Below are 15,280 nucleotides of genomic sequence, written 5' to 3'. Positions count from 1 at the left end.
CACCTTGGCCAGCGGCGCCAGGCAGTTGGTCGTGCAGGAAGCGTTGGAGATGATGGACTGGCCGGCGTAGGTCTTATCGTTGACACCGAACACGAACATCGGCGTGTCGTCCTTGGACGGCGCCGACAGGATGACCTTCTTCGCGCCCGCATCGAGGTGCTTCTGCGCGGTAGCCTTGTCCAGGAACAGGCCGGTGGACTCGATCACCACATCCGCGCCGACCTCGCCCCACTTGAGGTTGGCCGGGTCCTTTTCCTGGCTCAGACGGATGCGCCTGCCGTTGACGATCAGGGTGCTGCCCTCGACCGCCAGCTCGCCCTTGAAGCGGCCGTGCACCGAGTCGTACTGCAGCATGTAGGCCAGGTACTGCGGCTCCAGCAGATCGTTGATGCCGACGATCTCGATGTCGTCGAAGTTCTGCACCGCCGCGCGCAGCACGTTGCGGCCGATGCGGCCGAAGCCATTGATGCCAAGCTTGATCGTCATTGCCTCTTCCTCGGGTTGAACCCACTCAGTTGGCGTTCGCGAGTTTCTGCTCGCCGCCGGTAACACCCAGAACCTCTTTCACCGCCGCCGCGACCCTGTCGGCGGTGAAGCCGAAATGCGCCATCAGCTTGCCGCCGGGGGCCGATTCGCCGAAGCGCGACAGCCCGATCACCCGGCCGCGGTCGCCGACCAGCCGGTACCAGCCGTCCGGCACGCCGGCCTCGACCGCCACGCGCGCCGTCACCGCCGCCGGCATGACCTGCTCGCGGTAGGTGGCGTCCTGCTGCAGGAACAGCTCGACGCAGGGCAGCGACACGACGCGGGCGCGCACGCCCTGCGCGGCCAGCGACTTCGCCGCGGCGACCGCAAGGCCGGCCTCGGAGCCGGTGGCGAGGATCAGGGCCTCGACCGCGCCCGGCGGCTCCCACAGCACATAGCCGCCGCGGCGGATGTTGGCCAGCTGCTCGGCATTGCGCGCCTGGTGCGGGACGTTCTGGCGCGTGAGCGCCAGCAGCGTCGGCCCGCCATGTCGCTCGACCGCCGCCTGCCAGGCGACCGCCGTCTCGACATCGTCGGCCGGGCGCCAGACCTGCAGGTTCGGGATCAGGCGCAGGCTGGCGAGCTGCTCGACCGGCTGGTGGGTGGGGCCGTCCTCGCCCAGGCCGATGGAATCGTGGGTGAAGACGTAGATGCTCTGCACACCCATCAGCGCCGCCAGGCGGATGGCGTTGCGCGCGTAGTCGGAGAACACCAGGAAGGTGCCGACGTAGGGAATCAGCCCGCCGTGCAGGCGCAGGCCGTTGGCAATGGCGCACATGCCGAACTCGCGCACGCCATAGAAGATGTGCTGGCCCGACAGGTCGCCCGGCGCCAGGTTCTTGGCGCCTTTCCAGTGCGTGAGATTGGACTCGGCCAGGTCGGCCGAGCCGCCGACCAGCTCCGGCAGCGCCGGGCCGATGACGTTGAGCGTATTGTTGGACGCCTTGCGCGTGGCGATGTCGGCGCCCTGGGCCTGGGTGTCCTGGACGAACTTCTGGATCGTGTCGCGCCAGCCGGCCGGCAGCTCGCCCTTCATGCGCCGCTCGAACTCGGCCGCCAGCTCCGGATGGGCCTCACGATAGGCGGCGAAGGCCTTGCGCCACTTCGCCTCGGCCTTGCGCCCGGCCGCACGCGCATCCCAGCCGGCGCGAATCGCGCCCGGTACCTCGAACGGGCCCGAGGTCCAGCCCAGTTTCTCGCGCGCGCCGGCGATTTCGGCCTCGCCCAGCGGGGCGCCGTGGGTCTTGGCGGTGCCGGCCAGCGTCGGCGCGCCATAGCCGATGACGGTCTTGCAGCAGATCAGCGTCGGCTTGTCGGATTTGCGCGCCTTGCGAATCGCGCGGCGCACGGCTTCCGCATCGTGGCCGTCGACATTCCGGATCACCTGCCAGCCGTAGGCCACGAAGCGTTTGGGCGTGTCGTCGCGGAACCAGCCGTCCACCTTGCCGTCGATGGAGATGCTGTTGTCGTCGTAGAAGGCAATGAGTTTGCCCAGCCCCCAGGTGCCGGCCAGCGAGCAGGCCTCGTGGGAGATGCCCTCCATCAGGCAGCCGTCGCCGAGGAAGACATAGGTATAGTGATCGACGATCTCGTGGCCGGGGCGGTTGAACTGCGCGGCCAGCAGGCGCTCGGCCAGCGCCATGCCGACGGCGTTGGCCAGACCCTGCCCCAGCGGCCCGGTGGTGGTTTCCACGCCGGGGGTGAGGCCGTACTCGGGATGGCCGGGCGTCTTCGAATGCAGCTGGCGGAAGTTCTTGAGTTCCTCGATCGGCAGATCGTAGCCGGAGAGGTGCAGCAGCGAGTACAGCAGCATCGAGCCATGGCCGTTGGAAAGCACGAAACGGTCACGGTTGGGCCAGCGCGGGTTGCCAGGGTTGTGCTTGAGGAAGTCGTTCCACAGCACCTCGGCGATGTCCGCCATGCCCATCGGCATCCCCGGATGGCCGGAATTGGCCTTCTGCACCGCGTCCATGCTGAGGGCGCGGATGGCGTTGGCCAGCTCACGGCGTGAGGGCTTGGGCGAGGCGGACATGTGGAATCCGGTGGCGAGAAGGCGCGTAATTTTCCACCATCGGGCGGCTTCGGGGCAACCTTTCCGGCTTGCCCGCGACCCGCGGCTGGGCCGACAATGAGCCTTCATCGGAGAGCCGCATGCGCACTGCCTTATTGCTGTCACTCGCCCTGGTTTGCGTTTCGGCCGGCCTGTCCGCCTGCCGCAAGCCCGAGATCACCAGCTACGACGAGTGCGTGGCCGCCGGCCATCCCCAGCTCAAGACCTACCCGGGCCAGTGCGTCCTGCCGGATGGCACGCGCTTCGTCCAGACCCTCCCCGAGCCGCCGTCCATCTGCCAGGACCAGTGCGGCGACGGCCAATGCCAGGAGGTGGTCTGCCTGGGCTCCGGCTGCCCCTGTGCGGAAACGGTGCAGAGCTGCCCGCAGGACTGCAGGCCCAGCTGAGCACGCATGAACCTGCGCCTGCTGCTGTTCGTTGCGCTCGGCGCCGCCGTTCTGGCGGGGCTGTTCCTGCTGCTGCGGCCGGCACCGGAAGCCCCTGCCCCGGCGGGCACCGCGCCGGCGGCCGAAACCGCCCGGCCCGCGGTCAGCCCGAAGGTCTTCGAATGGCAGCTGCAGGGCGGCCGGCTTGTGTCCGGCCCCGCCGTCATTCAGTTGCGCCAGGGTGAAACGCTGACGCTACGCGTCACCGCGGACGCGGCGGACGAGCTGCACCTGCACGGTTACGACAGCCTGCTCAGGCTGCAGCCCGGTCAGACCGCCGAGTTGACGCTGCAGGCCGAGCATGCGGGCCGCTTCGATTTCGAACTGCACCATGTCCACCGTGAGCTCGGCGTGCTGGAAGTGCAGCCGCGCTGAACGCCCCTGCAACCGGGACGCTGCCCGCGGCGTATGCTTGAATACATGAATATCCGGCCATGGACCGGAGGGGAGCCCTGACGATGCGCACAGCTTTGATGGCGTTGCTGGCGATGCTGCTGGGCCTGAGTGCCTGCTCGGGCGGCGGCTCGGATGACGATATCGTGGCCGCGCCCGACGCCACGCCGCGCGCGGTCTGTGGCCCGGGCTCGCGGCCGGAAATCGGCATGCAGGGCCGCGTCAGCCGCGCCGAGCACGACAGCGGCCGCGCCGCCCAGGGCTATACCTGCAACACCGAGCTGGTCGGTTCCTACGTCACGCCCAATTCGGTCGGCACGGTCGGCGGCTTCAAGGTGGAACGCTACACCGACGCCGCCGGGCGCGACTGCGCCTATTACGACACCACGCTGCTGTTCCCGACCAACCTCTTCGGCGTCGAGGCCGGCGTGAACGTGCTGGACATGTCCGACCCCACCCACCCGGTGCTGACCGCGCGCCTGCTGACGCCCGCGATGCTGTCGCCGCACGAGTCGCTGGTGCTCAGCAAGGAGCGCGGCATCCTGGCCGCCGTGCTCGGCAACCCCGCTTTCTATCCCGGCGTGGTGGACGTGTACGACGTGTCGCAGGACTGCCGCAATCCCGTGCTGAAATCCTCGGCGCCGGTGGGCGTGCTGGGCCACGAAAGCGGCATGGCGCCGGACGGCATGACCTTCTACTCGTCCTCGCCGGGCACGCCCACGCTGACCGCGGTGGACATCTCCAACCCGATACTGCCGCGGCCGCTGCTGGTCACCGACTACAACTCGCACGGACTGTCGATCAGCGACGACGGCAACCGCGCCTACCTGGCCTTCACCGGCGACCCAGCCAGCGGGCTCGTCATCCTCGACGTCTCGGAGGTGCAGGCGCGCAAGCCCAATCCGCAGGTGCGCGAGGTCAGCCGCCTGACCTGGCCCAACGTCACCATCCCGCAGAACGCGATTCCCTTCACCCGCAACGGCCATCCCTATGTGCTGGAGATCGACGAGTACTCGACCGGCAGCGGCGGCGTGATCGTCTCGGCCAACGGGCCGGTCGTGGGCGCCGGGCGCATCATCGACATCGGCGACGAGAAGAACCCGAAGATCATCTCCAACCTGCGGCTCGAGGTGCACCAGCCGGAGAACCGCGCCATCATCGCCGACGATCCCGGCGCGCAGAACCCGACCCAGGGCTATGCCGGGCACTACTGCAACCTGCCGACGCGCGTGAACCCCACCATCGTCGCCTGCAGCATGATCATCTCGGGCCTGCGCGTGTTCGACATCCGTGACCCGCACCACCCGCGCGAGGTGGCCTACTTCAACCCACCGCTGATCCCGCGCACCGGCGTGGGTTTCTTCGAGCAGAGCCACTGGGCCATGTCGAGCCCGTCCTTCGTGCCGGAGCGCAAGGAAATCTGGTACTCGGACGGCTTCAACGGCTTCTTCGTGGTGCGTGTGACCAACGGCGCCTGGCCGGATGACTCGTTCCCGCTGCGCCGGCCCTGAGCGGGACGCGATATGAAGCGGCTTGCACCCATCCCCGCGCTCGCGATCGTGCTGGTCGCCTGCTCGAGCGGCTCCGGATCGGATGACGCGCCGGCCTCGGCCGCGCCTGCCGCCACGCCGGCTGCGATCTGCGGTCCCGGCTCGCGCCCGGAAGAAGGCATCCAGGGCCGCGTCAGCCGCGCCGAGCATGACAGCGGGCGCGCCGCGCAGGGCTATACCTGCAACACCGAGCTGGTGGGCGCGTATATCGTCCCCAACGCCCTGGGCACGGTGGGCGGCTTCAAGGTCGAACGCTACGTGGACACCGCCGGCCGCGAGTGCGCCTATTACGACACCACGCTGACCTTCCCGACCAATGTCTTCGACCGGGAAGCCGGCGTGAACGTGCTCGACATGTCCGACCCGGCCAATCCGGTGCTCACCGCGCGGTTGCTGACGCCGGCCATGCTCACGCCGCACGAGTCGCTGGTGCTCAACCAGGAACGCGGCATCCTCGCCGCCGTCACCGGCAACGCCGCCCTCTATCCCGGCGTGGTGGACGTGTACGACGTTTCGCAGGACTGCCGCCAGCCGGTGCTCAAGTCCTCGCTGCCGGTGGGCTTCATCGGCCACGAGAGCGGCATGGCGCCGGACGGCAACACCTTCTATTCGGCCTCGCCCGGCACGCCCACCATCACCGCGGTGGACATTTCCAACCCGATGCTGCCGCGGCCGCTCACCGTGCTGCCTTACGCCTCGCACGGCCTGTCCATCAGCGACGATGGCAACCGCGCCTACCTCGCCGGCGTCGGCCTGTCCGGCGGCGTGCGCGCCTTCGGCGGCCCGGCCCTGCCCGACCCCAACCCGGACCGCGCCCTCATCATCCTGGACGTGTCCGAGATCCAGGCGCGCAAGCCCAACCCGCAGGTGCGCGAGATCGCGCGGCTGGCCTGGAGCCCGATGAGCATCCCGCAGAACGCGATCCCATTCACGCGCAATGGCCATCCCTACCTGCTGGAGATCGACGAGTTCGCGCGTCTGGGCGAGGTCGGCGCCGCGCGCATCATCGACATCGGCGACGAGCGCCGTCCCAAAGTGATTGCCAACCTGCGCCTGGCCGTGCACCAGCCCGAGCACTTCGAGGCGATCGCCGACGATCCGGGCGCACAGTTCCTCGGCCAGGGCTATGCCGGGCATTACTGCAACGTCCCGACGCGCACCAATCCCGACATCGCCGCCTGCAGCATGATCATCTCGGGGCTGCGCGTGTTCGACATCCGCGACCCGCACAACCCGCGCGAGGTCGCCTACTTCAATCCACCGCTCTATCCGCGCGTGACGCCCTATCTCGAGGCCAGCCACTACGCGATGGCGAGCCCGGCCTTCGCGCCGGAGCGCAAGGAGATCTGGTACAGCGACGTGTACAGCGGCTTTTACGCCGTGCGCGTGACCAACGGCGCCTGGCCGGAGCCCGGCCCGCTATCGCCGAGGCGGTTCTGACCAAGTCCGATTGTCATTCCCGCAAAAGCGGGAATGAACCCTTCTCGGGACTGCCCGGGTTGTGCCTCGGCTTTTCCGCGCTAGCCCTGCCCGGCATCGCCGGCGCGCACTCCTTCGGTCGCATGTACAACCTGCCGGTGCCGTTCTGGCTCTATGCCTACGGTGCGGCGGCGGCGCTGCTGCTGTCCTTCCTCCTGGTGGCCTGGTTCGCCACGGCCGATGCGGCACGGCGCGAGCCCGCCGCGCGCGACCTGCGCTCTGCCGCCTGGGTGCGCGGCTTGCACCGCCTCCACCTGGTCACGGGGCTGAAGGGCCTGAGTGTGCTCGCGTTGCTGCTCTGCCTGGCCAGCGGCTTCTTCGGCAACCGCAATCCCTATCTCAATTTCAGCATGACCGCCTTCTGGATCGTGTTCGTGCTGGGCTTCGCCTATCTGACCGCAGTCATCGGCGACCTGTACGCCGCCATCAACCCCTGGCGCGTGATCGCGGAAACGATCGGGCGCGTCTGGCGCGGGTATACGCGCGGGCGGGTGCAGTATCCGGTCGCGCTCGGCTACTGGCCGGCGCTCGCGCTCTACATGGCGTTCATCTGGATCGAGCTGTTCGGCAACACACGGCCGTTCTCGCTCGCGGTCATCCTGGCCGCCTACAGCGTACTGAACCTGCTCGGGGTGTGGCTGGTGGGCGCGGCGGCCTGGTTCCGCCACTGCGAGTTCTTCGCGGTGTTCTTCCGGCTGCTCGCGCTGATGGCGCCGTTGGACTACGCGCCCGGCCGGCTGCGCCTGCGCTGGCCCTTCGCCGGCCTGCTGGAGCAGCGCGCGGACAGTTTCGGTCTGCTGCTGTTCGCGCTGTTCATGCTCTCGTCCACTGCCTTCGACGGCCTGCGCATGACGGTGCCTTGGTTCAAGCTGTTCTGGGCCGACCCCTTCGGCGTCATCCAGCCGCTGGTCGGCAGCCACCCGATCCGCGCTTACCCGATCCTGCGCTCGGTCTATCTCGCCTGGGAAACGGCCTGGCTGCTGCTGTCGCCGTTCCTGTATCTCGCCGTGTATCTCGTCTTCATCGCGCTGGCGAAGTGGAGCGCGCGCAGCCCCCTGTCATTGCGCGAGCTGGCGTTGCGCTTCGGCTTCTCGATGCTGCCCATCGCATTGGTCTACAACGTTACGCACTACTACACGCTGATCCTGACCCAGGGCGTCAAGATCCTGAGCCTGCTGTCGGATCCCTTCGGCTGGGGCTGGAACCTGTTCGGCACCGCGCAGCTGTTCCGCGCGCCGATCCTGCCGGAGATGGGCACGGTGTGGCACACGCAGGTGGGGTTGATCCTGTTCGGCCACATCGTCAGCGTCTATATCGCACATCTGGAAGCGCTGCGGACCTTCCCGACACGGCGGGCGGCCACGCTCAGCCAGCTGCCGATGCTGGCGTTGATGATGGTCTTCACCACGGTGGGGCTGTGGATCCTGGCGCAGCCGATCCAGTCGGGGATCTAGGGAAGCTCTGAATTCGTCACCCCGGCGAAAGCCGGGGTCCAGAGCCTTGAAAGTCGCTGGATTCCGGCTTTCGCCGGAATGACGGAGGAATTGTTCCCTAGATTTTCGGTATCGCCCCCTCTCCCCCTATCCGTCATGGGGAGGGGTTCTTGAGACTGTTTTTCTAGTTGCAGGCCGCGGGCTTGTCCGCGCCGCGGCAGACCGTCTTCTCCCACATCTGCAGGTAAGCCTCGGCGGAGCGGTACAGCGCTTCCAGCGCCTCACGCCCGCCCTCCAGCCGGATCTCCTCGACATAATCCGCGACCATGCCGTAATGCGCGGTGCCGACCTCGTCGATGTGCCAGGTCTTGCCGCTTTCGGGATGCGTCTGCAGCTTGAAGGTGATCGGCGCGATGCCTGCGAACAGCGGGCTCTGCCAATCCGGCCCCTGGAACAGCGTGAAGGGATACTGCACCGGCTTGCTGCCGGCGCCCCGCGGGCCCGCGCGGTCGGCGATGCCGTTGGCGTCCATGCCATAGCCCACGGCCATTGGCCTGCCGGCCGGCCAGATCGGCTTGAGCTTGTTGATGAACTCCACGTGGCCCTTGCCATTGGGCTTGAACGGGTAGATCAGCCCGCCCATCGCCAGGATGTCGCGCGCCTGCTGCAGCGAGATACCACCGTGGCCGCCGTGCGCCGAGATGAACGGGTAGTCCGGGGTCTGCGCCTTGCCGAGGTCGATCATGTCCTGCTTGATGGAGAGTTCGGCATGGTCGATGTCGATGATGAATTTCTTCTCCATCAGCTTCTGTATCGCGTAGCGACCCAGATCGGTCATGCCGCGCGCGTTGCACTGGCGACGGTCCGGGGGGTAGATCGGCACCGGCCCCTGCAGCAGCCCGATCACCGCCTGCGTGAGCGGGTCGTTACCGGTGCCGGGCAGCGCCGTGGTCATGTAGGCGCCCGCGTCGTAGAAGTAGGCCTCGCCCTCGCCGGTCTCGGGGCAGTCGTAGGTGTCCCAGAAACGGCGTGTACCGTAGAAACCGACCAGGTTGAGGGCGTCGCCGTTGAAGATGCCGGTGCCGCCCAGCGCGCTGTTCACGTCGTGATACGGGAAGATCTCGCGCACGCCCAGCTTCCAGATCTCTTCGATCTCGCGGTCGATGTCCGCCTCGGTGCAGCCGCGCGTTTCGTTGCCCAGCGGGTCGAAGGTGACCGTGCAGTGGAACACGTTGGAAAACTCCAGGCCCGGCACCACGGCGAGCTTGCCGTCGTTGATCACGCGCCGCGCCTCGAACGGGTCCTTGACGATGCGGAACCAGCCCTTGCCCGGCCCGCCTTCCTGCGCGTCCACGTAGTCCTGCAGTTCGTAGAGGTATTTGACCTGGCTGATGCCCAGCTCCATGTCACGGCATTCGTAACCCGCCGCCTCCGGTCGCACCGTGGTCATGTAGATGCGGGCAACCTCGCACAATGCCTCGATGTTGGTGCCTTCCGACACCAAGATACGCAGGCCGGCCTTCCAGGCGCGCTCGACCCACTTGTAGTACATCGCCTGGTGCAGCTGGGAGTTGTAAGCCGGCCAGTCGATGAAGCTCGGCCAGCCCTGGGTGTCGTGAGTCTTGAGCGGCGTCATATCCAGCACCGCCGCCTCCGGGTCGCGGATGCCGTTCGGGCCATGCCATTCCGCGCAGTCCTTGAGCGCATGCGGCACGCCGAAGTGATGAAACATCTGGCCGTACATCGCGCCGCCGGCCGAGGGCCCCACGGTGCGGGAGCCGTCCGACATCTCATGGCCCATGGCCATGTGGGTGTGCACCTCGGCGAAACCGACTACCGGCTCGGTCGGACCGCGGCCCTTGTAAGTCTCGCCCACCGTGTCGGTACTGATCTCCGGGTAGGGGGTGCAGCCGGTCGCCGGCGTGAAGCCGAAAGGCCCCGGCGTGTCGGCCAGCACCAGCTTGCCGCCGGCATCGGTCGCCAACGCCTTGCCGGCGGACTCGTTCACCAGCGTGAACACGCCGCTGGCATCGCGCTCCACGGTCCAGTTACCGGCCTCGGAAGCCGTGCCGGCGCTACCGATGGCAGCGCCGCTCACCGACAGCAGCGTGCCGTCGGTGGCGTGCAGCAGGTATTTGCCCAGTGCCGTGGGCTTGAGGTAGAGCGGCTCCGCGCCCGAGGCGGCGGCCGCCGTGGCTGCATAGCTGCCGTCGCCGCCACGCACCGCATAGGCATTGGCCGCGCGTGACTGCAGCGCGAAGCAGCCGTTGGCCAGCGCGTAGCGCGTGGCGGTGGACGGCCCCTGACCACCGTTGCCGCTGCCGCCAGCGGTGTCATCGTCGCGGGAGCCGCCGCTGCCGCCGCAGGCCACAAGGCCCAGGGCCAGCAGGATCGAGGTGGCGGTGACGGGCTTGCGAACGGACATGGTCTTTACCTTTGGATAACGGGGGTCTGGAACGGAACACTCAGGGCGAGCGCGCGACACGCCACTTCAGCTCATGCGGCGCCTGTAGCGTACGGCCGCCGATCGAGGGCCAGATCAGGCTCTTCTGCACGTCACCTGCCGCCGGTTTGCTGTAGTCGCAGACGCCGTCCGGGAAGATTTCGCGGAGCTGCGCCAGCTGCGGCTCGGACAGGGCCGCGACGTAGTCGTTCGGATCCACCGGCTTGAGCTGGCATTTGAGGATGTCGTCCGACAACGGCATACCGGCGACCATGCGCGGCGTGCCGGTCACCGGCAGCAAGAGGCCGCAGGGTCCGAGGCTCTGCGGCGCATCGAAAGACTCCGGCACCTCGATGCGCAGCGGCACGCTGGCCCCGACCGGCGACAGGCCCGGCAACAGCGGGGCCTGCACGCCCAGCGGCCCCAGGATCTGATCCGGCAGCTCCAGCCGCCCGCCGACGGTGCCGATCACGCAGCGGTCTGCCGCGGCGGCGGGCTTGCTGGCCAGCACGGCCTGCACGTGGTCGCCGCCATGCGCCGGGCGCGCGCCTTGCAAGGCCTCTAGCCACTGTTCCATCACCGGATAGGCGTCGGGCTGGGTCAGGACGCCGCGCCAGATGCTCTGGCTGGTGCCCACGCCGCGCGCGAGCAGGCGCGCGCGGACGGTAAACGGCCGGATGGCCTCGTGGATGTTGGCCACCGGAATCAGGTCCAGATAGGGCGCCAGATCCATCACCGGCGTCTCCGCCAGCGCGCCGCGGCCGATCACTTGGCCGACTCGGTACACCAGGGCCGCCACCTCGGGATCCATGGCGTGGCGCGCGGGCACGAAGTTGCCGTCGATGTCGAGGCCGCCGATGTTGCGGTTGAGGTCGAGGAATTCCTCGAAGCTGATGGTGCCGGCATTGAACGCCGCCAGCCCGTACTGGATGCCGACATTGTCCAGCGGCCGGCGCGCGAAACCGGTCTGCGGATCGCGGCCCAGCCAGTTGACGTTGGCGTCCTGCACCGTGCAGCGCACGCCGTTGGGACGTTCGGTGGGGTGGTAGCGCTGGTCGCTCGGGACCTCGCAGCCGGTGGTCGGGTCGAGCCGGTCGAAGAAGGCATCGGTCCAGCTCTGACAGATGGCATTGAGCTGATTGCCAGACAGCAGATTGTGGCCGTTGACGGCGGCCTTTTTGCGGTCGTCCCAGTCCAGACTGCTGTTGGCATAGTAGTGCTGCAGGAGGCCGCAATCGGAAACCGTCATCGCGGTGCTCACGATATCGGCGAAGCTGGCTGTTGGCAGACCCGCGGACAGCAGGCCTGGCGCGTTGTTGATGGCGTTGTACTGCTGCAGGGCGGCGCCGGAGCCGTTGGTGCCGACCACGAGCGCGACCGGGCCATACTGCTCGATCACGTGTTCCTTCATCATCATCGCGGTCTCGATGCTGATGAACGGATTGCAGTGCACGCCGAACGCCGACAGCGTGTTGTGCACCACCACGTCGCCCTTGCTCAGGCGGTCGCCGACGCCGGCGACGTTGATCAGCAGGTTGTCGCCGCCCACTTGCTGGAGGTTACCGAGATCGCCCAGCACGAAGGCCGGTGTGCTGCGGCCCTGGTGATAGCCGACGCCGCAGGACTCGCCATAGACGTAGAAGATGCGGTGGTTCCAGTTGGGCGCGAACGGCGCGTCCGGACCGCGCGCGGCCGGGTCGTCGAGCACGGCCAGGCGTGCGATGCCGCGGTTGATGGTGCGCGACTCCACCCGCACCACGAACGGCACCGCGCGCCGGTCGCTGGTGGTCGTGGTCATCACGTCGGACGGATAGGACGCGTAGGGATCGGCCAGTTCGTGGAAGGCCTGGTCGCGGCTCGAGCGGTAGAACCACTGGAATTTGGGCACTGCGGAGCAATTGGCATCGAGCGGCGTGCCAAGGCCGTTTTCCTCCGTGCGGCAGGCGAACGGCGTCTGGTGCGGCCCCGAGATGACGGGGCCGGTGACGGGGTGATTCCTGACCACGAGCGTGGCGCTGCGCCCGCCCGAGCTGGCCACGAGCGTGTTCTCGCCCTCGACCAGCCCGGTCACGAGGCCGCGGATCTCGCCGTCATCCTGGCGGGCGAAGACCGATGTCACGTCGGTGCCGTTGCGCGTGACGCTGAAGGCCGCGCCGGATGCCAGGCCGCGGATCGCCACCAGCACGTCGCCGCCGGTCACGGCATCGGGCAGCGTGGACAGCGTCAGCAGCTCGAACTGGCCGGCCGCCAGCGGCGGGGTTCTGAGCGTATGGAAGTCGGCATTGACCGTGGTGCCGCTGTTGCCGCCACCACCGCCGCCGGAGCCGCCACCACCGCCTGCGCCGCCGTTCCCGCTGCCGGCACCACCGTCACTGCCGGAATCGCCGCCACAGGCACACAGCAGCGCTGCCAGGCTGGCGGCGGCCAGCCATACCCCCATCCGATTGCTCATGGTTCCCGCACCCTGCAGCATGACGCAGCGTCCGACCCTGCCAGTCTAGCGGCGGGCCGGCCGGAGGGTCATTCGTAAAAATGCAGTAGAGCCGCCAGGAGGACTTACGCATGCCGGCCGTGGCCGGATGACTTCAGGAGGGGCGCCGGGCGTGGACCAGACGCGCGAGCGCGCTGCGGCTCTCGACGCCGAGCTTCTTGTAGGCACGGTACAGGTGGCTGGAAACCGTGGTCGGCGCCAGACCGATGATCCGGCCGATCTCCTTGTGCGACAGGCCGCGACAGACACCGAACACGACCTCGCGCTCGCGCTCGGTCAGCGTGTCGAGCGGGCCCTCCTCCCAGATCCTGACCAGGAACAGGTCGGCCAGCGGCCGCACCTTGATGCACAGGCCATTGACCTGGTAGCGGCCCTCGTTGGGCCGCAGCTCGAACGGCAGCTGCAGGCCCTTCAGGCCGCCGGGGAATTTCTTTTCCAGCAGGTCCAGGAAACCCGGCTGCACCTCGTGCGGCACGCCCTCGCTGTCCACCACCGCGGCGAGTCGGTTGCTGGCGGTGGTCTTGGGCCGGGTCAGGTGCAGGAAGAAGGCGTGCGAATACGCCTCCAGCATGTGATAGCCGGCGATCTCGTGGATCTGCTTTTCCTGTTCGGTGAAGCGGCGCTTGCGGTCGAAGCGGTACAGGCTGAACAGGGTGTACAGGCCGGAGCGCAGGTCGGCGTGCGCGCTGGTCAGGATGCGCTCCACGCCGAACTGGCTGAAGCAGCGCTGGTAGATCTCGGACTTGTAGAACTGTTCATCCGGCAGGACGTCGCTGTTCTCGATGGTCTTGCCGAGGTTGTTGCGGATGGCGTCGTAGAGCGGGTTGATGTGCCGCGTCTGCTCCAGCGCGCTGGCGAAGTTGCTCGGCAGGCCGAGCACCGTGACGTTGTGGAACTTGCCGCGCTTGACCGTACCGCTGCCCCAGATGGCGGCGTCGAAGGGGACCAGCGACTTGAGCTCCTGATAGGCCCAGGCCTGGAACTGCTCGGCCGGGATATCCGCCCCGGCGCGATACAGGTTGCTGATGAAGGGCTGCAGAAATTTCATTCTGGTTCGGCCACTTAGCTCCCGCAGGCTGGGCACTTACGTAATTTTTACTACATCCCTACTAGATATTACTACGCCTTCAGCTTTTTGGACGCTAGATGATTCCGCCCGTACGTCCTTTAATAGCCACCCGGATCAGCGGGCCCGAATCATCGGCCCACCCTGCCCGTGGAGAGCGTGTTGATGCGAACATGTTTCTGGCGCCCGGCGCTGCTGGGTTTCACGATCGGCATGTCGGCCTGCGGCGGCTCTGGCGGTGGCGACACGGCCGGCCGGTCGGTCGGTGGCGGTGCCAGCAGCGCGCCGATCGCAGCGGAACCGCCGCGCAGCGACCGCGAACGCCCCTTCGAGGGCCCGACGCATTATCTGGAGGTCAGCGACGGCACGCTGATCGCCATGCACGTGCGCATGCCGGACAACTACGTCGAAGGTCGCAAGTACGCAACCATCGTCGAGATCGCCGGCTACGACAACGGCTCCTCCGACGGCCCTACCCTGACCGGCCGCGTCGGCGAGGCCGCAGGCCTGCCCTTCGCACTGCCCCTGGCGGAGAGCAGCCGCACGCAGCGCTCGGTATTCTTCGAGGACCGCTACGTGACCGTGCAGATTTCCCTGCGCGGCACCGGCTGCTCCAGCGGCGAGTTCGACCTGTTCTCGTTGCGCAGCGCCATGGATGGGCATGAGGCCATCGAGTGGCTGGCGCGCCAGCCCTGGTCGAACGGCGACGTCGGCCTCTACGGGCATTCCTATTCCGGCATCACCGGCACGCTGGTGGCGAGCACGCGCCCGCCCAGCCTGCGCGTGATCACGCTCTCGGGGCTGATCGGCGACCTGTACCGCGACCTGGTGTACCCGGGCGGGCTGACCAACTACGGCTTCCCCCTCCTGTGGACCGGCGCGGTGCGGCCGCTGTTCGACTACGGCGGCGGCAAGGTCACCGGCATCGCCGGCGAGGCCAACGCGCAGAAGGATCCGCGCTGCCTGCAGAACCAGGCCGCCAGCAGCCGCACGGTGATCGAGGAGCCGCTGGTGCACGGGGTCATCGACCAGGACACACCCTGGTTCCAGGCGCGCTCCACGGTCAACTACGCACCGCAGATCAACGTGCCGACGCAGATCGTCACCGCGTACCAGGATGAGCAGGTCGGCCCGCGCGGCGGCGCTTATGTGTTCGACCTGCTAGACCCGGCCGTGCCGCGACGCCTGGTGATGCTGAACGGCAACCACGAGATGCAGTCTTCGCACGCCGAAGTGGTGAGCGAGCGCAACGCCTGGGTAGACCATTACCTGCTCGGCCGCCCGAATCCCTTCGTCGATCCGCGCAGCACGCCGGAGTCCGTACGCGTGCTGCTCGAAGTGCACTGCCCCACCGGTGGCAGTGGCGGCTACCAGTCGCCCGGCTCGCTGGGCGTGATCCCGGGG

General features: G+C 67.9%; 11 protein-coding genes. 6 read left to right on the top strand and 5 right to left on the bottom strand.

Going from position 1 to position 15,280, the window contains the following annotated elements; translation table 11 throughout:
* On the bottom strand, positions 1–486 hold a 486-nt coding region (locus tag VNJ47_01670; protein HXG27543.1), incomplete at its 3' end, for a glyceraldehyde 3-phosphate dehydrogenase NAD-binding domain-containing protein.
* A 25-nt stretch (positions 487–511) separates the two neighbouring features.
* The gene (tkt, locus tag VNJ47_01665) at positions 512–2,557 is read right to left on the bottom strand and encodes a transketolase (protein ID HXG27542.1); all 2,046 of its coding nucleotides are present in this window, start codon (positions 2,555–2,557) and stop codon (positions 512–514) included.
* Between the two features lie 119 nt (positions 2,558–2,676).
* On the opposite strand from tkt, the gene VNJ47_01660 reads away from it, so the two are divergent.
* The 5 genes from VNJ47_01660 (at position 2,677) to VNJ47_01640 (ending at position 7,897) form a co-directional block, all read left to right on the top strand.
* Entirely contained in the window at positions 2,677–2,982 is a 306-nt protein-coding gene (locus VNJ47_01660) for a hypothetical protein (protein ID HXG27541.1), read from the top strand.
* A 6-nt stretch (positions 2,983–2,988) separates the two neighbouring features.
* Positions 2,989–3,396: a hypothetical protein gene (locus VNJ47_01655; GenBank protein HXG27540.1), complete on the top strand. Its 408-nt coding sequence runs from the start codon at positions 2,989–2,991 to the stop codon at positions 3,394–3,396.
* Between the two features lie 83 nt (positions 3,397–3,479).
* Positions 3,480–4,925, top strand: coding sequence for a hypothetical protein (locus tag VNJ47_01650; protein ID HXG27539.1), 1,446 nt, complete (start codon positions 3,480–3,482; stop codon positions 4,923–4,925).
* 12 nt (positions 4,926–4,937) lie between these two features.
* Positions 4,938–6,404, top strand: coding sequence for a hypothetical protein (locus VNJ47_01645; protein HXG27538.1), 1,467 nt, complete (start codon positions 4,938–4,940; stop codon positions 6,402–6,404).
* 59 nt (positions 6,405–6,463) lie between these two features.
* Entirely contained in the window at positions 6,464–7,897 is a 1,434-nt protein-coding gene (locus VNJ47_01640) for a hypothetical protein (protein ID HXG27537.1), read from the top strand.
* A gap of 163 nt (positions 7,898–8,060) precedes the next feature.
* On the opposite strand, the gene VNJ47_01635 is transcribed toward VNJ47_01640, so the two are convergent.
* The 3 genes from VNJ47_01635 to VNJ47_01625 form a co-directional block, all read right to left on the bottom strand.
* A complete protein-coding gene (locus tag VNJ47_01635) occupies positions 8,061–10,301 on the bottom strand; it encodes a hypothetical protein (protein HXG27536.1) in 2,241 nt (746 codons plus the stop codon).
* 40 nt (positions 10,302–10,341) lie between these two features.
* On the bottom strand, positions 10,342–12,771 hold the full coding sequence (locus VNJ47_01630) for a DUF6351 family protein (protein HXG27535.1): 2,430 nt from the start codon (positions 12,769–12,771) through the stop codon (positions 10,342–10,344).
* 133 nt (positions 12,772–12,904) lie between these two features.
* Positions 12,905–13,858: a helix-turn-helix transcriptional regulator gene (locus tag VNJ47_01625; GenBank protein HXG27534.1), complete on the bottom strand. Its 954-nt coding sequence runs from the start codon at positions 13,856–13,858 to the stop codon at positions 12,905–12,907.
* Positions 13,859–14,041: 183 nt separating this feature from the next.
* Between VNJ47_01625 and VNJ47_01620 the strand changes: the two genes are divergently transcribed.
* On the top strand, positions 14,042–15,280 hold a 1,239-nt coding region (locus VNJ47_01620), incomplete at its 3' end, for a CocE/NonD family hydrolase (protein ID HXG27533.1).

The organism is Nevskiales bacterium (assembly GCA_035574475.1).
Taxonomy (GTDB): Bacteria; Pseudomonadota; Gammaproteobacteria; order Nevskiales; family DATLYR01; genus DATLYR01.
This window is presented reverse-complemented; position numbering and strand designations above follow the sequence as displayed.